Below are 18,429 nucleotides of genomic sequence, written 5' to 3'. Positions count from 1 at the left end.
TCATGGGTTCCCTTGACATTTTCTCGATAATTAACCGGGATAATAGCTTCTATTCCGGGGCAGGGAGGTTTTTATCCGTTTACTTTTAAGGTTAACTTGAAAAGCTGGCTTCAATTTTTCTTGGATCTCTTAATTCAGGATCATACATGTTAAGTATTAAGCCAATTTGGTCTGGCTTGACGCCGCACATGATATATTGCGGGGCATAGTCTTTGGCTTCTTCTTCCGAAAAGGAAGATTGAGTCAGTATAGAATACACCCGGTCGGCGCGCTCAAACAGTTCCTTTAACCTTTCGTCCGTCCAAAATTCAGGCGGCGTGTCAGCTATTAAGACTGGGAATTGGCTTAATAAAAAGTCCAGTATTTTTCCCACCTTACCATCTTCAAAATACGGGTTAGTGGTGTCCATCGGCCCGGGTAGAACGTAAAGGTATTCGTTTACTTTTACCAGCACATCCATCACCAGTGATGGCGAGAAAGGGTTTGCCGCCAGCAGTTCAATGCCAGGTACGCCTTCAATTTTAAAGAAGGTGGCAATATCAGGGGCAGCCAGGTTAAAGTCCAGCAGGCAGGTTTTTATCCCTGCATGGGCTAAGGCCACTGCTTTTGTAATAGCTATAGTGGTTTTTCCAACTCCGCCTTTAGTAGATGAGGATATAATTAGCTTTCCTCTGGTATTGAATGCTTGGGACGCCAAAATTGGTTGTTGTCTTGTGTCTGGTGTACTTGTTTTTTCCTCTCTTTTTATCACCGGAGTTTGAAGTTTTTGGGCCGGTATTGCCGGCCTGTCTTCTTTTTCTGTGGTTATATACTCCACTTTATTATCAGGCAAGGTATTAAGGAGAGGTTCTCTGCGGGGAAGTTCTTTAATTGTATTTTTTACTGGTATTTTAGACACCACAGGCTGTTCAACAGGTGCCCTAGCCGGTATTTCCCAGCAACCAATTTCTTCTCTGTCATACATTAAAGCAACCGGCAGGGTATAAGGCCGATCACCCGGGGTATTTGGTACATCTCCGGTAACAATGTTGTTAAAACCATAACTTTGAGCATTTTCAATAAACTCTCCGGTTGCTCTATCTCCTAAATTTCCAGCCAATAAAATAACTCTGGATTTAGGAAAGAAGGTTCTTATTTTAGAGAGTGATAGGTTTTGCTGGTTTAAATACTTACGGCTGAACACAACTATATCAGGATAATTACTGTTTTTAAGGGTAAAATACCAGTGCTTAAATTGCGCCAGACTTTTTAAAGCTGTTAATAAATCCCCGGCAATCTCTTTTTCTACAAGCAGAAGGCAGCTGGTGGTGATGGCCCCCAGGGCTTTCTCAGTTATTTCTTCCTGTTCAAAGGGAAGTATTTCCGGGTTTTGTTTTGCCAGCTCACTAAGGCATGCTTTTGCTTCTTCGATATTAACTGCAGGCCCAAGTTTATTGCCGTTAAACCATTCCGGAAATTGATTTTTCAGTTTTTCGACAGTCTGGTTTGCCAGCTGCTGTTTGCGTTCTTCTTCAAACTGTTCCCAGTTCACAAAAAATACACCTCCTGAAAAAGAAAAGCCCGCCTTTGGTTGGCGGGGGAAGTACGTCTACTTACTATAGAACAAGAACTGCAGGAAAATAACTACTACAGCTGCTAAACCTGCTAACAGTAAAGTTCCTATTACAATGAAATGCGTACGATCAATGAAACTTATATAGATGTTTTCGTTGTCATGTTTGTCGTTTTGACTGTCTATAATTTATTCTCCCCTTCCCTGCCAATACAGCACATCTCCTACGTTGATTCTTTCCAGTGCGCTAGGTTCCACCTCAACCACCATTACCGCATCCATGACCAACTTACTTACCCGCCAGGGTTTCAGTACCTCTTTATGCAGCACCACTCCCTGCTTATCCAGGAATACCGCCCCGATGGGAAAGCGCATAAAGAAGGTATGCACCTGCCGGCAGGGCAAAAGTATAAAGGCGGTGTTTTTTGGCATCTCAGACCGCCCCAGAAGCCCTCTAAGGCGGGTTAAAAAGGTGTTGGCTATAATTACATTATCGAAAGCTATTTGACTTATAGAGGAAAATTGAAGCATTTTTTATTCTCCTTTCACCCTATTTCTGCCTTCCTGCTTAGCTTGATACAGAAACCCGTCCGCCCTCTGTATAAGGCTTTCTACTGTATCTTCCGGCCTTCTTTGAGCCACACCCAGGCTGGCGGTAATTTTGATGGTTCCGGCACAGGTTTGTACTGGGGTGGCTTCCACTGCTTCTCTGATTCTTTCCGCAACTTTGCGGGTGTTTTGAGCATCGGACAAACAGACAACCGCAAATTCTTCTCCACCGTACCTGGCCACCAGATCTCCGGGCCGAACGGTCTTAGATATGGTCTTGACAAAGTGTTTCAGCACTTCGTCTCCCGCCTGGTGGCCGTAGGTGTCGTTAACTTTTTTGAAGTGGTCTATATCCAGCATAATGACGGAGAATACACTGTCGCTCTTGATCACTTCTGACAGACGGCTGTCCAGGTGTTTGCGGTTGGCCACGCCGGTTAAGCCGTCCATGCAGTTGGCCATCATTAGGCGAAAGGATTCTCCGGCTTGCCGGGCGGTTTGGCAGAGTATTTTTTCTTCCTGGGTTTTAAGTTTTTGCAGGAATCTTGTTTTTTCCCGGCGGTGAGAAAGGAGGATATATGATACTGTCAAGAGCCACAACAACTGGCTTAGCCACAGCAGGGTTTTTATTTGTCCTATTGTACCTGCCATACCCAATAGCAGAGGCGGTATTAATACTGCGGGTTGTTTCATCTATGAATCACCCCCCTTGAAAAAGGGAACCCCGGAAGAATAATCATTCTGCCGGGGCGCATTTTTTATTACCATTCTCATCTAAGAAATATTCAGATAATCCGGGATGAATCATATCCAATATTTCACCCTTCTCTTTTCGTGAATTCTTTGTTTTATTGCCTAAACTCTCATTAATTAAGTCTTTTAAGTTAAGGAACTCTATAGCTTTACAAGTACCTATGTCTAACCAAGCAATTTTAAGCGAATTAGTGTCTTTTAATAAGATATGTTCATGCCCGTTCCATTTAAAGCCTAAAACTTCCCCTGTTAATATCATTTCGTCTTGTTTACTTCCCAAATATATTTTAACTAACGGTCGTTTATTAGCTATCCGATAGCAAGTGAATAATCTTTTTAAACTGTCCCCAGGAGAAACATCTATAGTATTTTTTTGCAGAATCCTCAACGGTGTAAAAAATTTTAATTCTTTCTTTATATACCAAACCAAGGTAAAATCAAAAAGAAGCTGCAGAAAACCAAATATTACGCCGGTAATAAATATATAAGAGATCGTTTTATACAAAAAAGAACTGTTAATAACTTTACCTTCTTTGAGAATTGACATGAAGGCTTCTATTGTGTTTTCATCTCCAAAATGAATAATAATCAAATTAACAAAAAGAAATATTAAAGCCCCTCTTATCAATATTTTAACAAAACTCACTTTTTCGCTAGGGTATCCTGCAATAATTAAGGACATATAACCGGGAACTATAATTAAGAAAAGATACAATGCTAAAGAAATTGTAAGGGCAGAAACCAAGTTAACTCACTCCTCATAATTATATTGTTTAGTAAGGATTTCTTTCACTGTTAACCGGTTCCTTCTATATATGGCAGTTATTTTCAGCAGGTTCGCATATAGGTGTGAGATAAAAACAACCATTAGCAGAATATGTCCCACAACAACAGTCCATAAAATAAAGTCAAGCAATGCATTGTCAGCTAGATGTTTTACTATGTTAAATGTTTTTAGAATCATTGTTACCAGTAATGATAGCCCTGTAAATGTTATAGGCAATTGCCGGAAAACTAATTGATATGTTTCTTTTAATGTGTTTTTCACTAATTTCAATATTTCACCCCCAAAAACAAACCCCGGCTCACTTTACTCTACCGGGGGTTCACTTATAGATTTTTCCTTTTTTCCATATATTTCATCGCCGTAACCTTCAGCCATCCAGTTTAATACTCTACGGTATGCAAAGACTTTTTGTTCATTTTCTATTACATCAATTACTGATGGTGAATTCACAAATTCGATTTTCACATCATCATTTAAAGGTACCCAAATTTGTTTTTCAGGATTGTCTGCATCCTTTAACAACAACGAACCTTTATCATCCCAACTGTATCTTAAACATTCCCCACTGATATTTTGGCCGTCTTTAAGCATCACTTTAACATATGGACGTATACCAGATTTGCGATACATAATAAATGTTTTTTGCAGTAAATTGTCTCTATTGGTTTTGACACCTTTGTTTTTACACGGCAATATGCCCACATTAATAATTAATTCCCATAATCCTAATACCACTGCCAAAACATATTCTATGAAAAGCATTCTACTTATAACACTGACGTTTATTTTCCCTCCGGAAATTCCTGCTGCTGCCATCATAATATCAATAAATTGCTTAATAGCGTTTTCCTGCCAAAAACTAATAAATAAAAATGCTGCAACAAATATAAGAGAACCTATAGTGAATGTCTCTCGCAGCGAATACTGTGAACTAGTGCGTCCTGATATAAAAAGTGCTGCTGACCCAGGAGTAAATATAAAAAAATAAATAGCATTAATGTTAACGTAAACCCAGGCAACATCCCTAACACCATCTTTCAAAGTCTATTTCTTTTTTAAGTATTTCTTTTAAGGTTATAGGTGATTGAGGTTTATTATTTCGACGCTCATCTGCCAAGTCCTTCCATATTATAAATAACATTAATGTTATAATTATACCAAGTTGAATTATGATAAACCATCCACCTACAGTTAGAGCTTTTTCTATGGGTTTTGCTGCCCAGCCATTACTCCATGATTTTAAAAAAGACGCAATAAAATACATCAAGTATATACCCCACACAAACAGATCTATGGGAATGTCAGTAACTCCATACTCTATACAAGGTCTCATTTCTCTTACTCGTTGAAGTACACTTTCAAAATACATTTTAAGATAGTCTAATGTGGTGTTTTTTTCTCTCAAACGAATCTCTCCTTTTAAAAATATTCTTCTAAATATATCAACGCCTTCAATATTAAAACCCAGGGTGAAAAGAGGTAAGACTAATGCAAATCACCTTACCGTTCCAGCTTTGCGCGCACCGGATACAGGTGCCGCCGCACTTCCTCAAGTTTCCTGAAGCACCTGGCACCGGCACCACAATACAAAACCATCTTCATATAATAATTTCCAGAATAAGAACAAATAAGAAAAGCCCGATGCAAACAAAAAAGAGGGGAAATATGGATATGTGTGCACGATCATCACCCCAAACTCTTTTAGGTACCGTACCCTGCTGTTTTAGGATGTTGTTTACATTCCTCATTTTGTTCATTTTCTATTACTTAAATTCACCTGCCTCAACGCTTACCGTTTTGGTATTTCGATTTTCTTAGTTTGTGACGTATACACAGAAAAACACACCATTTTTCCACGGAGATTTTGAATTCTTTTGGTTTCATCTCGACGTAATTAAGCCTTTTTAGTTCCTCTATAGAAACTTCAGATCTGTCCACAACCGCAACCCGTGCGCGGCGCTGGTTTTCCCTGCGGCATTCTTCGTCCAAAATTTTTTCTAACTCTGCCCATTCATCCGGATGTAACTCGTCTCGCCAACAAAAATCACCAAACATGGGTTCCCTTAGAAACACTTCCCCTGTTTTCCTGCCTTGAAAGATCTGCCTGACTCCAGGTAGCCAGGTCATCCAAATTTCCTTTTCCAATACAGTGAAGGCCCGCAGACTGTAAATTTGCTGCCGAAGAGCACGGCGGGCGGCCAGTTTGTAGCACAGTAAATCTGCGCCATAAATACTTCCCATAAACAAAAAAGGGGCTGCAACTGGAAGTATGCCCACAGTAGTGCCAAATGCCACGGAAGGCCAGAGTGTATACGATCGCTAAAAATAAATACACCCAGACAAATAAGAATCGGCCATATTAATCCTTCCCCTGCTACACTCACACAAAACACTCCTCATCTAACATCTCGTCCGTAATTCCCTTACCCTAGGTACAGATGTTGCCGCACTTCCTCAACAAATTACACAGCGCGGAATCTCATACCTGGTATCATCTGTCAATTTTAAAAAATAAAGCCGGGTTTCCCCGGCCCTTCTGCTTACTACCGTTTTTGCTCCTGTACTTGCTTCTGCGGCGGTGGACCTGCAGGCTCTTGCATCGTCAGCGGTTCCTGTTCGCCCTGCCTCAGTTCCCGGTGTCGGGCCAGTACCTGGCCATCTTTTAGAAATTCTTTATTTAAGCATGTCGATTATAGTCGAAAAGAAGGTAAAACCAGGGGGAAAACGAAAAATATTTTAAGATATCAATATCCAAGCACAGGTGTTAAGGAAAAAACCTGTCAAAACAAAGCCTCCTATATAGTTCCTTAAAATGTAGTTTTCAGTTATAGTTCCATATATAGCCATAAGTGATCCAACTATGACTCCAAAACGCAATAACCACATAAACCATTTTTCCGGAGGAATCGCAAAATGCCATACAAAAAAAGGTACGAAAACGTAAAAAAGAATTTGAAATCCCTTCTCAATCAAGTTTTCATGGCATCCCTTCATATTATATTCACCTTCCTTCACTTTCCATCTGTGCTTACAGGGGTTATTATAACCTTGTTTGGTATTAGTGGTGCTTTCTTTCTGTTTTTAGGTCATTTTGTATTCATCCTCCTGAATTACCCATTGATCACCTATTTTACTAAAACATACTTCAATATAAATCTATCTCTATTTATATATTTATTTGGACCACCCGTATATATTCTTATCTATTATGCCATCATGGTCATGATTAATAATATATTCCACCGAATAAGTAAAAATCATTACTTGTATACTTTCTTGTCATCACCATTTTGCTACTATTTCGCATTAAAAATCCTATCTACCGATAATACTTCACTTAATATTCCTTTAAACTGTCTTTATATAGAGATACATTTACCTGCAACTTTTAAAATAAAAAAGAATCCATATCTTAAAGATGCTCTTGTGAATGATATAAATTCTTATATCCAGTTCCTTCGAAAAGTAAAAATATTTCGAAGCGCAACCGTGTACACTTATACACCACTTGCAGTTAGAGGACTTCTAAAATTAACAAATACGGATTCAAACATATCATGTATCTCAACACCAACGCTCATTGATCCGGAAAAAGCATTGACAGTGCGGCTAACCAAAAAGAAATGGCATTTTTACACCATTACATTTTCTAAAAAATAAAAAAGCCGGGTTATCCCCGGCTCTCCATTACTGCTGCTGTCCCTGCTGTTACTTCTGCACCTATGGCTGCTGACCCTGTACTGGCGGCGCCTGCGAAGGCTGCGGTTCCTGTTCGCCCTGCCTCAGTTCCCGGTGTAACGCCATCGCCTGGCCAAACCCCGGCTTATTTTGCCGGGGCGGTGACAGCTTTGATAATGTTTTCTTTTCCGTAGATAGTTGTTATTTTACCGTTTTGCTTTATTATCAGTACCGGAACTCCCCCGGCATAGCGGTGGTAGGAGACTTCCCCCGCATAACCTTTTTCTTTTAGGTATTTAACCCCTTCCTGGGCTTCTCCGCTACTCTGAACAGGCTGCCACTTTTCACCCTTTGGGTCCAGTTTAGCCAGGGCTTCTGTCACTTCTTTACATGCAGGGCACTTGGGACTGAATAAAAGAACCGGTTTTATTTCTGCTATTTTCTCTATTTCTGCATCGAGTTTATTTGGGTTCAATTTCGCAGTTATGTCCTGCGCCGCCGTTAATGTATTCATACTGCTTATTGGTACGGCTATAAAAGCCACGGCAACCATAAGAACAGTCATAACCAGCGCCATCACCCGGGCCGGGGTCTTGGTTTTTCCTCTCTGCACCAGAGATAAGCAGATAACTCCTGCCAGAATTAAAAGGTCTGCCTTTAAGCAGGTCAAGCAGGTTGTTTTATGACGGCCTGCATAGTAAGTGATATGGATATAAGCCCTATGCCGCCGATTAACGACCAGATGGATTTATGGGTTAGGGCAATAGCACTGCACAAGGCGCAAATCAGTACCGCAAATACGGTTATCACATCAAAGTCTGCCTGGGCTGTAAGGTATACTGCGGCAGATAAAAATAACAGTGATGCGGGCAGTTTCTTCAAAGTCTATCATCTCCTATTCTTCACAGTGGTTGTCCGGCGGTCTCTGCCATTTACCGTTAAGTACATCCCGGTAGTACGTCCTGCCCTGGGAACAGGTAGAGGCATTCAGGTATTCAAAATCGGCATTTGGGTCAATTAGTTTAAAAAAGTCCATAAGCAGGGTTCTTACCTTACCGTGGGCCTGGACGAAAACGGATGGGTAAAGGTCGCTGTTGCGCCTGTTTTGGCTTAAATAGCTTGTGTCAACACTTATATAGGAAGAACCTCCGGCGTGCTCTTCCATTTCAGAAGGCTTATTTATTTCAAATACGGCTTTTGCGGCACTAACAGCATCACTGCCTCCATTTTTATAGTCCACCCAGCGATCTAAAATTTTCGGACCTCCGCTGCATCCGCAGGAACAGCAGTAACGACGCCATCCTTCGTTGTCTATTAAGTCTGCTTCTTTACCGACAACAATTATAGGGTCGCCGCAGTCAACACAGCAGGGACTGCAACCGCCATCGCCGTCATCACAGCAGTCCCATGAACTTCCGGGGTCTATCTCCAGTTTTACGTAACGGTCAACGCTTTTAGCCGCCGCCAATGCTGCCGTATCCCCGGCGGTCTGCAGTTTTTCTTTGGCGGCGGTGTACCTGCCGTAGTCTACCACAATGGCTACCAGGGCTAGAAAGATAAAAATAACCCCGGCGGTAATAGGAAGAATGCCGCCTTTCTGGTCTTTTAAGATGTTTTTAGTGTTCATAGTCGTACCACCCAAATGTCGCCTTTCCGGTAAGTATTTTTTCATCCACTGGCTGTCCTCCCACTAAGGTAGGAAACATGCGGGAGAATGGGGATGAACGGTATTTTGTTTCGCAGGTGATAAAACTCCTTTGCCCGTAATTGCTGGAATAAAAGTATATATCTGTTTTGCCGGGGTCTAATTTCCACATCCAGGCGGTCTGCCGGGCTTTTTCCAGACCTTTATTGATATCCCCGGTCATAACTGCCTGGCGGCCACCATCTCTGGCTACCTTTTGAACGGCTGAATAGTCGGCTATTCTTAGGCCAATTGTGATAAAAAACAGGTACAGCACTAGGAAGATAACAATACTGCCCGCAAATTCCAGCATGGCCTGGCCCTGTTCATCGCCAGTTATATTCACTTGGGTTAATGTATCTGTTTTCACCGGGTGCTGCCACCTCCTTTATGATTTGCACTTCTTTAGACCAGATGGGGTTATTTTTGTTCAATATTTTGGGTATGCCGGGGAAGAAGGTTTTCATGCTTGTTTCCACCCGGCAGGCGGGGGAGTTGCCGTTCCAGTATACGCTGACATTTTTTGTTCGGGAGAATATTTGTGTTTTAGCCAGGTAGTTTTCGGCAACAGTTTTTGCCTTGGCATAGTTATTGGTTGTGCCCAGGTAAACCGCCCCGTGGCGGGCTGCCCTGTCTGCCTGGAAGCTGTTGTACAGCCAGGAAGCGTGGATGATAAACACAAATAGGACAGCTATGTAAATATAAAAGACCAGGGCAAATTCTACCAGGGTTTGGCCTTTTTGGTCTTTCAGCAGGTTTTTTATTTTAGATCACTCCTTATCCCTTTTGGCTCCAGGGGATTCCGTAAATTAGTAATTAATTCACCTTTGGGATCAGCAATGATTACATTACCAAAATCCTTTTCAGCAAGTATTCTTGATCTAACCCATCCTAAACTCATCTCGCCACCAACCGCGCCAAAAGGCTTTATCGCAGGATGTTTGCGTATGGCTTCCTCACACCTTTCAGCTAGATTAGTAAGGTAACTTCGCCGTTTTAAAAAGGTTACGTCTGCATAACGTTCAATTGTCCATATTGGTTCTTCCAATACTATTCGGGTGTTGCACATACGAAGCATGGTAGTCATGCCCGTCTCTGTCGCCATACTGCTGATGATACAGCCATCATGCCCGGTTCCCATTGCTTGGAGTAACTCACGAGCTTCCATCTGTGTATATTCACCTACCACAATACGTTCCGAACTTAATCTTGTTAGATCTGTCTTTTTACTGTTTTGTCGGATCTGATTTTTGTTTTTCACTTAGCAGCATCTCCTTTTTAAAATTTACCTCTTAAACTTACCAAAGTACAAATTCTACCAGGGCTTGGCCTTTTTGGTCTTTCAGCAGTTTTTTTTATATTTCAGCCGCCGGGAAAACTCTGGACCGCAGTAATGTAAAAATTAAGGCCCGGACGGGGCCTTCGGGGACGGGCGGCGGTAGCAGCCCGGATGAACCGAGAAGCCTCACGTTTCAACGTGGGGAGTCGTCACATTCGTAATCTAAAAGATAAAAGCCCCACTATATAGTGAGGCTTTCATTTACAACGAAACATGGATTCCTCTATCACCTTTAGGCACGTTTCCTCTTTTAACCGTAATGGTTACTTCAGCCACATTGTTTTTCGGATCTATATCTGTCCATTCACCGTTGGGCGGCCAGGCTTCTGCCCTGATTTTGTAAGTGCCAGGCCCAGCAGTGAAGTTATAAGGAAATCTTTCATATTTTTCACCTTTGGGGCCGATGTTTAGGTTATATGTTTTCGTACCCCCTGCCCCGGTAACGGTGAGTCTTACAGGGATTGTCCCGGGGTTCTCATCGTTACGACCTATTATGATGGTGTTTTCTACTGAAACAGTAGGATCAAAAATGATGTATTCGGTCTTTAACGGCCTAATTTTTGCCATTGCATCATAGCCGTTAATTGCTATGGGCACCCGTTTCAGGTTGTTTTCCAAGGTGGTTTCCGGACACAGGTTTTTCATCTGCGGGGAAGCTGTCGGATAGTCCAGGTTGGCTCCCACTGCGATGTGCTGCGGCCCTTTTTCGGCGCCGGTCCATTCAAAGGTTACGGTTATTTCTTCGCCCTGGTTGTTAAAAGCAAGGTGCTGGTTGTTAACGACAAGGTACCGGTTATCAAACCAGGGAATTATCTGAGGAAACCTTGGCAGCTCATTGCCGTTTTGGTCTTTTAAGACAGCTTTGTAGGCAGCGTTGCCCATTTCATTAAAGGCCCCCACCGGTACCAGTATGCCGCCCGGAACAAGTCGTTTAGGAAGTTTATTAGCTTTAATCTTGGCCGTGGCTGTATATTTCTCTCCCGGTTTCACGATGTACCCCTGGGCGTTTTTAGGGCAGCCCGGGTCAAGGGATGTTACTTCGATGTCAAGGGGCTGGGCGTACCAGGCTTTAACGCCTTTCTCTGTAGTTATTACTACCCAGTTGTCATAAACTGAAATTTCACCGGTTACACCTGTTGCATAAGCCTCATTTTGGTTTTCTGGTGCAACGCGTAATGTGTACTGCTTTGTCCCGTCTTTGGCGTTTATTGTAGCTAAATAGCCATTGCCAACACCCTCCAGGATTGCGGCATTTCCAAGGTTGCGAATAATCCACACAGCCGGCGCTGTTTGTGCCCTATCATCGAAGGAGGTTGTCCAGTTGGTGTTATGGGTGTTTCTGTCTACAGACAGCAGTTTGCCCTTTTGCCCAGGCATACCCACGGCGGGGAAGTAAACTGTATTTCTGGTTAACGCCGGGGAACGGTTGGAAAAAATACCCTTGTTGTCATCGTTAAACCAGCTTTCATCTGTTTTTATGTTGTAGCCGTATACACGGCTCCACTGGTCGCCGAAGTATATCCAGTCGCCGTCTACGCTGAAGCTGGCCACGATGCTGGAGTAGGTTGTTACAACCTTATATGGTTTTGAATTTGGATTACTAATAACTTTACCGTTTACTTCCTGTAAGATGTCGTCCAGCCTATATATCCGGAACTCGCCCTTGCCGCTAGGCCCCCGGTCTAAGCCCACCACAAAGCCCTGGCCGTTAAACACTGGGGCCGGGCTGGAGCTGGTGCGGCCGCTGTCGGCTATTTTGATGCGAAGGTTTGCTGCCACTTCATTAGTAGATTTCAACGGATCAACTGCCAAATGCACTTCTGCAGTGTTGCCGGCGGTGTAGACTACCACTTCATGTCCCCGCCAGTTTAACACCAGGGGGGCAGAAACGATGTCGGAGGACCACAGATCCCGGAACTTATATACCCCTTGCGCATAGGCAAAATTTGTAACGTCAATAATATGGATATATCCGGTTCCTGTGCTGCTGTCTTTATCAGTGCCAATATAGACATATCTTTTGCCATCTTCTTTTTTAACTAAAGTCGGGTGGGACTTGGTTGGTTTATCGCCCATCAGATCAATACTCCATAAAGGCGTGTTCTGTTGAAAACCTGATTCGTCAATTTTGCCGTTAGGTTCTTTACAGACATAGCCCCTTAACTGATTACCGGTGACAGCCACTACAAGGGTTTGCCCCTCGAACTGGCCCCAGCCTTTTAAAATCAGGGGTTGGGAATACGATGTGCCGCTGTCGTCTTTCCATGCCGGCCACAGCACCGGTTCTGTTCCCTCTGCCACCCTTGTCCGATGGTCGTTAAACCCGAAAGTAGTTACTCCCTCTACTGTTGTCTGCTGGTTGTTAAACCTGATTTTGCATAAGACGCATAAGCGGGCGAGTAGAGGGAAAACAGAAACAGCATAACCAGTAACCATATGCTTGCTTTTCTCACCTTACAACAGTCCTCCTTTATAGTTTTTTTCATTAAACCACCTCCAAAAAACATATGAAACCCGGCCATTTGACCGGGTTTCTAGTTATTTGCTGGTGATGTATACAGTGTTGTTTGCTTGATCCCAATTGACGTTGCAGTTCAGGGCTTCACTTAATGCTCTGACTGGGATAAAGGTACGGCTGTTTTTAACCAGTGGGGCGGTATCCATAGTTTTATTGACGCCGTTAACAGTGAAGGTTTTCTTGCCGATGGTCATTTCTACCTTAAAGCCAGCTTTTTCGCAGACCACTTTTTGGGCTTCATTGACCCAGGTTACTTTGCAGCCCAGGGCTTCACCGATGGCCCGGAAAGGTGCCTGTGTGCGGTTGGCACTGTCTACAAAGGGCGGCACATCGGAAATGACCTGCTTGCCGTTGACATAGATTTTGATAGTGTTATCTGCTACTACCGGAGGGGCAACAGGTTTGCTGGTTCCCCACTGAAAATTAGGATCGGGTTTTGTCGTATCGACCCATTCGCCCCCGTTACGAGGAATAATTTCAATTACAGCAAAGGCCGGGGTCACGGCCATAGTTACCATCATTACAGCCAGCATCAGCATGGTTAACAGTTTTCTCATAGAAAAATCACTCTCCTTTTAAATTTAGATATTTTGACCGGGTTTCTAGTTATTTGCTGGTGATGTATACAGTGTTGTTTGCTTGATCCCAGTTGACGTTGCAGTTCAGGGCTTCGCCCAATGCTCTGACGGGGATAAAGGTACGACCGTTTTTAATCAACGGGGCGGTATCCATAGTTTTATTGACGCCGTTAACAGTGAAGGTTTTCTTGCCGATGGTCATTTCCACCTTAAAGCCAGCTTTTTCACAGACCACTTTTTGGGCTTCATTAACCCAGGTAACTTTGCAGCCCAGGGCTTCGCCGATGGCCCGGAAGGGTGCCTGAGTGCGGTTGGCCCTATCTACAAAGGGCGGCACATCGGAAATGATCTGCTTGCCGTTGACAAAGATTTTGATAGTGCTATTAATTACAGGAGGATTAGTAGGATTCTGAGCAGATTTACCTCCTTCAACAGGTAGGAAATTGGGGTCGGGCTTAGACGTATCAACCCCACCGCCTACGTTAGTGGGGATAATATCTTCAACAGCAAAGGCCGGGGGCACGGCCATAGTTACCATCATTATAGCCAGCATCAGCATGGTGAACAGTTTTCTCATAGAAAAATCACTCTCCTTTAAAGTTTAGACGTTTAGAACCCTTGTTTGGTTTCGGGGTTAACGGGGTTATTTACTGATTTTTACAGAAATTTTTGAATCACCTCCTGGTGACGCCGAGGGGAAGTCTTGACGGCCTATTCCATTTTGTCAACCCTTTGACAACTTAGCACATACTAACAGAAAAAAAAAGCAATGGATAAAGCAGCAAAAAACAACTTTACACTTCCAACTGAAACCTTGTGATTGAAAGGATGTGAACTCAAGTAGTCTTCTTGCTGATTCCTACTTCTTGGTTTTTCTTCTGGTTTTTCTGGTATTGGCGGCAATGTCTCTTTCTTTGTTTCGGGATTATTTTGAACTTGGGGAATTGTCTTGGTTGTATTTTGTAAATATTTTCCAACATCACTTTCCCTAATTTGCTTTTGCAAAGCACGAAACTCATCTGATTTAACAAATTCGCGAAAATCTTTTATTTCCTTTACCACGTCAGGGAAATCGCCAGGCTCACTCTGTATTTCCGTCGTTTTTTCCTCTTTTTTTTCTTTTTCGTCTTCGTCGTGAAATTCTTTCCATTTTGGTGGCCAGAATCTCTGGTTGAAGGGATTGGGAGACATTATATCACCAGCTTTTGCTGCTGCAGCTGGAAAATGTATAGATAAAAACATTAAGCAGACAGCTAATACCAATACGCTTTTTTTTGAATACATACAATCAACTCACTCCTTTCTATGAAAGTGGCAACATTATGCCGTCTTTCTTTTCCATCTCATATATTTGAGAAAACAACAAGTACCCACAGCTGATATTACGAATACTGTTGGCATGAATTGAAATCTACCGGATAATATATGCTTAGCTATTCCTATAGCAGAGGGAAACAAAAAAACAGAACCTACAGCAAGCCAAAGCAGTTCTTTGCGGCTAGGAAATATAGTTTCTTCTTTAAGGCATTTTTCTTCACGTGACAAAAGCTTCAACATTTTAATAAATATAAAAAATGCAATCCATAATATAAATAGCAGTAAACTTTGTGATAACCAAAAAATTATCGTGATTCCTAACCCAACTTGATTCCATGCCCTGACTATATCCGGCCAGAGTAAATAATAGCCTAACGCAGCAATTATTAAGACGCAAACCATTTTTATAAGTTTCACAACAACACCCCCGTGAAAATACAAAAACCCGGCTATTGAGACCGGGTGGATTACCATATTTTTCTATATGCCTTGACATTTTAAAAAGATAAATCCATAATATAAGTGGGAATACTGATAACAACAAACGACTTGGGTGCCTCACACTACCGAGGTTTTAATTACGGCCCCTTAAACTGTTACAGCAGTTTAAGGGGTCACGCATTTAACGCCTGCGGTCGGCGATCAGCACTAAATTAGAAAGAAAAACCACCAAAATGTCATTGACCTCTTTCCCGTCTATAATAATTGCTTAAGATAATTATGACAATAGCGACAAGGGAAGGGAACATAAATAATTCTATTGGTAGAATAGGAATCAATGCAGGTATGACGAATAGGGAAAATATAAGTGAGAGAATAAGTGCCAAAACAACCGTTTGTTTTGATGTGCAGAAAGTGAAAACTTTTTTTAATATTCCTATAATCTCTTTATTTCGCATCTTATTATATAGCCAACCCAAACTCCAAAAAACCAATAACTGATAACTCAAAAAGTAAATTACATTTAGTAAAAAATAAATTTTTGCAGTAGTTATAAGAAGGTATTCAGAATATTGCTGCCAGAACCTAGTTTTTAAAATAATGACCAATATATCATTAAATGACCAGATGGCAATATTGGAAATAACCAAAAAAATAGGGATATGCCTATTTTAAACCGGTAAATACTTATGAAAGACGATAAAGACATATTAATCCCCTTTCTAATTTCGTTATCTGTAGCAATTATTATTAATTTTACTGGAAACTACTTTTTACAGTTAGCTCAAGCAATATACTGCTTTGCTTCCCAGTATTTACCTTTCATAAATACGCCACAACCTCAATTTCACTTAGATATTTTAAAGTACACAGTAATAGGAATATTAGTATCTCCATCAACTTTGGCTCAAATATTTGTTGAGATATATAGTTTATTTACTGGTATTTTACAACCTAATTTATTAGAAAAAACTTGCGCATTAACATTTTCTTTTATATCATTAATTAATATATATGTATCAATTAAATCTCCCGAATCATCTGTTCGCTTTTCATTAATAATTGGTATTCTTTACGTAATAACATTATTTATAATCTACATTGTAAATAATATTATTTTTATATTTGATTCTATTGCGCTTATTTTACTTTCTGTGATGTAGCAGTTTTAATTAACAAAAAAAGGCCAGCCACAATAAAAAATACCCATAATAGAATTATACAAATGAATATCATTAAAAATATATCACATAAAATACCTTGCAATAAATCTGCAATAATTTCTTGGCTTGCAAAGTTTGTTTGTAAAAAAATTTTAAGTCGAAGTAAACTTACCATAACTGCAACTACAAGAAGTAAAACAATAAAAAAAAGGCTTATAAATATACGTAAACCTTTACTGCAAATTTTATTAAAGGTATCAATGACACCAATAAATTCATGACACATTAATATATCTCCCCCTATTTTGCTTTAGAATAATAAACTCCGGCTAATCCCCCATTTTAAAATAGGGGATACAGCCAGTTTGCCAAGATGCCCCCATAAAAACACAAAAACCCGGCCATTAAGACCGGGTGGTTTTCCATATTTTTACTGCAAACCTTGACATTTCAAAAAGATAAATCCATAATATAAGTGGGAATACTGATAACAACAAACGGCTCGCTTGCCTCGACCTGCCGAGGTTTTCATCTTGAACCCTTAAACTGTTGCCGCAGTTTAAGGGTTTTCAATTAATACCTACGGTCAGTCAACTGGACAACGAGGGTTAACAGGAGTATTACCGCTATTACGATTTGTACTGCATCACCTTTGGTTTCAGGGTTAAGGGGGTTATTTACTGATTTTTACAGAAAATTTAGGAATCACCTCCTAGGGCTTTTTAAAAATACCCCCGCTTATTCCGCCGGGGGTTTACTTATAGATTTTTCTTTTTTGCCATATATTTCATCGCCGTACCCTTTGGCCATCCAATTTAATACTTTGCGATATGCAAAGACTTTTTGTTCTTTTTCTGTTTCATTAATTACTGATTGTGAATTCAAAAATTCTATTTTCACAATATCATTTAAAGGTACCCAAATTTATTTCTCAGGGTTGTCTGCATCCTTTAACAACAACGAACCTTTATCATCCCAACTGTATCTTAAACATTCCCCACTGATATTTTGGCTGTCTTTAAGCATCACTTTAACATATGGCCGTATGCCGGCTTTGCGATACATGATAAACGATTTTTGTAATAAATTGTCTCTATTAGTTTTGACACCTTTGTTTTTGCAAGGCAAAATACCTACATTAATAATTAATTCGAGCAATCCTAATGCCAGTGCCAAAATAATTTCAATCATAAATATTTCGCTAATTATATTGATATTTATTATGCCACCGGAAATTCCTGCTGCTGCCATCATAGTATCAATAAATTGTTTAATAGCGTTTTCCTGCCAAAAACTAATAAATAAAAATGCTGCGACAAATATAAGAGAACCTATTGCAAAAGTCTCTCGCAGTGAATACTGTGAACTGGAGCGTCCTGATAAAAAAAGTGCTGCTGACCCAGGAGTGAATATGAAAAGAATAAACAGCATGACTGCTAAAGTAAATCCAGGCATCTTAACACCATCTCTCAAAATCTATTTCTTTTTTGATTATTTCTTTTAAAGTTATTGCGATTGAGGTCTATTGTTTCGACGCTCATCTGCCAAGTCCTTCCAAATTATAAATAGCATTAATATTGCAATTATAGAAAGTTGAATTACAATAAACCATCCGCCTACATTAAGAGCTTTTTCTATGGGTTTTGCTGCCCAACCACTACTCCACGATTTCACTAAGGACGCAATGAAATATATTAAGTACATAACCCATACAAGCAGGTCTAAGGGAATATCAGTGACTCCATACTCTATATAAGGTCTCATTTCTTTTGCACGTTGTACTACACTGTCAAAATATATTTTCAGATAACTTAATGTTATGTTTTTTTTCTTCATTATTCAACCCTCCCTATAAAACACAAAAACCCGGCCATTAAGACCGGGTGGTTTCCATATTTTTACTATGTGCCTTGACATTTCAAAAAGAAAAATCCATAATATAAGTGGGAATACTGATAACAACAAAACGGCTTGGGTGCCTCACACTACCGAGGTTTTAATTACGGCCCCTTAAACTGTTGCAGCAGTTTAAGGGGTCACGCATTTAACGCCTGCGGTCGGCGATCAGCA

Annotated in this window: 24 protein-coding genes; 1 reads left to right on the top strand and 23 read right to left on the bottom strand. The window is 40.9% G+C overall.

Annotated elements, in window-relative coordinates; genetic code table 11:
* Positions 1-91 precede the first annotated feature (91 nt).
* From P378_RS00290 to P378_RS00195, 19 genes are all read right to left on the bottom strand, one after another.
* On the bottom strand, positions 92-1,531 hold the full coding sequence (locus P378_RS00290) for a CpaE/TadZ family protein (RefSeq protein ID WP_099081866.1): 1,440 nt from the start codon (positions 1,529-1,531) through the stop codon (positions 92-94).
* 210 nt (positions 1,532-1,741) lie between these two features.
* Positions 1,742-2,083, bottom strand: coding sequence for a DUF192 domain-containing protein (locus P378_RS00285; protein ID WP_099081865.1), 342 nt, complete (start codon positions 2,081-2,083; stop codon positions 1,742-1,744).
* 3 nt (positions 2,084-2,086) lie between these two features.
* The gene (locus P378_RS00280) at positions 2,087-2,794 is read right to left on the bottom strand and encodes a GGDEF domain-containing protein (protein WP_099081864.1); all 708 of its coding nucleotides are present in this window, start codon (positions 2,792-2,794) and stop codon (positions 2,087-2,089) included.
* 43 nt (positions 2,795-2,837) lie between these two features.
* Positions 2,838-3,599, bottom strand: a complete 762-nt coding sequence (locus P378_RS00275; protein WP_099081863.1) for a hypothetical protein — start codon at positions 3,597-3,599, stop codon at positions 2,838-2,840.
* Between the two features lie 6 nt (positions 3,600-3,605).
* A complete protein-coding gene (locus tag P378_RS00270; protein ID WP_099081862.1) occupies positions 3,606-3,911 on the bottom strand; it encodes a hypothetical protein in 306 nt (101 codons plus the stop codon).
* A 33-nt stretch (positions 3,912-3,944) separates the two neighbouring features.
* Positions 3,945-4,682, bottom strand: a complete 738-nt coding sequence (locus P378_RS00265) for a hypothetical protein (RefSeq protein ID WP_099081861.1) — start codon at positions 4,680-4,682, stop codon at positions 3,945-3,947.
* Positions 4,666-5,046 (bottom strand): hypothetical protein, encoded by a 381-nt coding sequence (locus P378_RS00260; RefSeq protein ID WP_099081860.1) that lies wholly within the window; start codon positions 5,044-5,046, stop codon positions 4,666-4,668. Before P378_RS00260 ends, P378_RS00265 begins: the two co-directional genes overlap by 17 nt.
* Before the next feature lie 377 nt (positions 5,047-5,423).
* Positions 5,424-5,882, bottom strand: coding sequence for a hypothetical protein (locus tag P378_RS00255; RefSeq protein WP_143338374.1), 459 nt, complete (start codon positions 5,880-5,882; stop codon positions 5,424-5,426).
* Positions 5,883-7,464: 1,582 nt separating this feature from the next.
* Positions 7,465-7,989 carry a thioredoxin domain-containing protein gene (locus P378_RS00245; RefSeq protein WP_099081858.1) on the bottom strand — a complete coding sequence of 175 codons (525 nt, stop codon included), beginning with the start codon at positions 7,987-7,989 and terminating at the stop codon, positions 7,465-7,467.
* Entirely contained in the window at positions 7,986-8,201 is a 216-nt protein-coding gene (locus P378_RS00240; protein WP_099081857.1) for a hypothetical protein, read from the bottom strand. The genes P378_RS00245 and P378_RS00240 overlap by 4 nt, the downstream gene beginning before the upstream one ends.
* A 13-nt stretch (positions 8,202-8,214) precedes the next feature.
* On the bottom strand, positions 8,215-8,946 hold the full coding sequence (locus P378_RS00235) for a pilus assembly protein TadG-related protein (protein ID WP_180260904.1): 732 nt from the start codon (positions 8,944-8,946) through the stop codon (positions 8,215-8,217).
* Complete coding sequence (locus tag P378_RS00230; RefSeq protein WP_143338373.1) at positions 8,936-9,373, bottom strand: TadE family protein; 438 nt, start codon at positions 9,371-9,373, stop codon at positions 8,936-8,938. Before P378_RS00230 ends, P378_RS00235 begins: the two co-directional genes overlap by 11 nt.
* Entirely contained in the window at positions 9,330-9,731 is a 402-nt protein-coding gene (locus tag P378_RS00225) for a TadE family protein (RefSeq protein WP_338013790.1), read from the bottom strand. Before P378_RS00225 ends, P378_RS00230 begins: the two co-directional genes overlap by 44 nt.
* A gap of 32 nt (positions 9,732-9,763) precedes the next feature.
* The gene (locus P378_RS00220; RefSeq protein ID WP_099081853.1) at positions 9,764-10,264 is read right to left on the bottom strand and encodes a Flp pilus assembly complex ATPase component TadA; all 501 of its coding nucleotides are present in this window, start codon (positions 10,262-10,264) and stop codon (positions 9,764-9,766) included.
* 279 nt (positions 10,265-10,543) lie between these two features.
* A complete protein-coding gene (locus tag P378_RS00215) occupies positions 10,544-12,778 on the bottom strand; it encodes a PQQ-binding-like beta-propeller repeat protein (protein ID WP_143338371.1) in 2,235 nt (744 codons plus the stop codon).
* Positions 12,779-12,880: 102 nt separating this feature from the next.
* Positions 12,881-13,417 (bottom strand): copper amine oxidase N-terminal domain-containing protein, encoded by a 537-nt coding sequence (locus tag P378_RS00210; RefSeq protein WP_099081851.1) that lies wholly within the window; start codon positions 13,415-13,417, stop codon positions 12,881-12,883.
* A 49-nt stretch (positions 13,418-13,466) separates the two neighbouring features.
* On the bottom strand, positions 13,467-14,015 hold the full coding sequence (locus tag P378_RS00205; protein ID WP_099081850.1) for a copper amine oxidase N-terminal domain-containing protein: 549 nt from the start codon (positions 14,013-14,015) through the stop codon (positions 13,467-13,469).
* Positions 14,016-14,188: 173 nt separating this feature from the next.
* Positions 14,189-14,722, bottom strand: coding sequence for a hypothetical protein (locus tag P378_RS00200; RefSeq protein ID WP_099081849.1), 534 nt, complete (start codon positions 14,720-14,722; stop codon positions 14,189-14,191).
* A 36-nt stretch (positions 14,723-14,758) separates the two neighbouring features.
* Positions 14,759-15,172, bottom strand: a complete 414-nt coding sequence (locus P378_RS00195) for a hypothetical protein (protein WP_099081848.1) — start codon at positions 15,170-15,172, stop codon at positions 14,759-14,761.
* A gap of 713 nt (positions 15,173-15,885) precedes the next feature.
* Here P378_RS00195 and P378_RS18795 point away from each other — a divergent pair.
* The gene (locus P378_RS18795; RefSeq protein WP_143338370.1) at positions 15,886-16,359 is read left to right on the top strand and encodes a hypothetical protein; all 474 of its coding nucleotides are present in this window, start codon (positions 15,886-15,888) and stop codon (positions 16,357-16,359) included.
* On the opposite strand, the gene P378_RS00185 is transcribed toward P378_RS18795, so the two are convergent.
* The 4 genes from P378_RS00185 to P378_RS00175 form a co-directional block, all read right to left on the bottom strand.
* Entirely contained in the window at positions 16,337-16,645 is a 309-nt protein-coding gene (locus P378_RS00185) for a hypothetical protein (protein ID WP_099081846.1), read from the bottom strand. The two genes, P378_RS18795 and P378_RS00185, sit on opposite strands and share 23 nt — an antisense overlap.
* Before the next feature lie 452 nt (positions 16,646-17,097).
* Entirely contained in the window at positions 17,098-17,259 is a 162-nt protein-coding gene (locus tag P378_RS19180) for a hypothetical protein (RefSeq protein ID WP_180260903.1), read from the bottom strand.
* Positions 17,260-17,283: 24 nt separating this feature from the next.
* A complete protein-coding gene (locus tag P378_RS00180) occupies positions 17,284-17,814 on the bottom strand; it encodes a hypothetical protein (protein WP_099081845.1) in 531 nt (176 codons plus the stop codon).
* Between the two features lie 51 nt (positions 17,815-17,865).
* Entirely contained in the window at positions 17,866-18,195 is a 330-nt protein-coding gene (locus tag P378_RS00175; protein ID WP_099081844.1) for a hypothetical protein, read from the bottom strand.
* Between the last annotated feature and the right edge of the window lie 234 nt (positions 18,196-18,429).

It is taken from the genome of Desulforamulus profundi (assembly GCF_002607855.1).
This window is presented reverse-complemented; position numbering and strand designations above follow the sequence as displayed.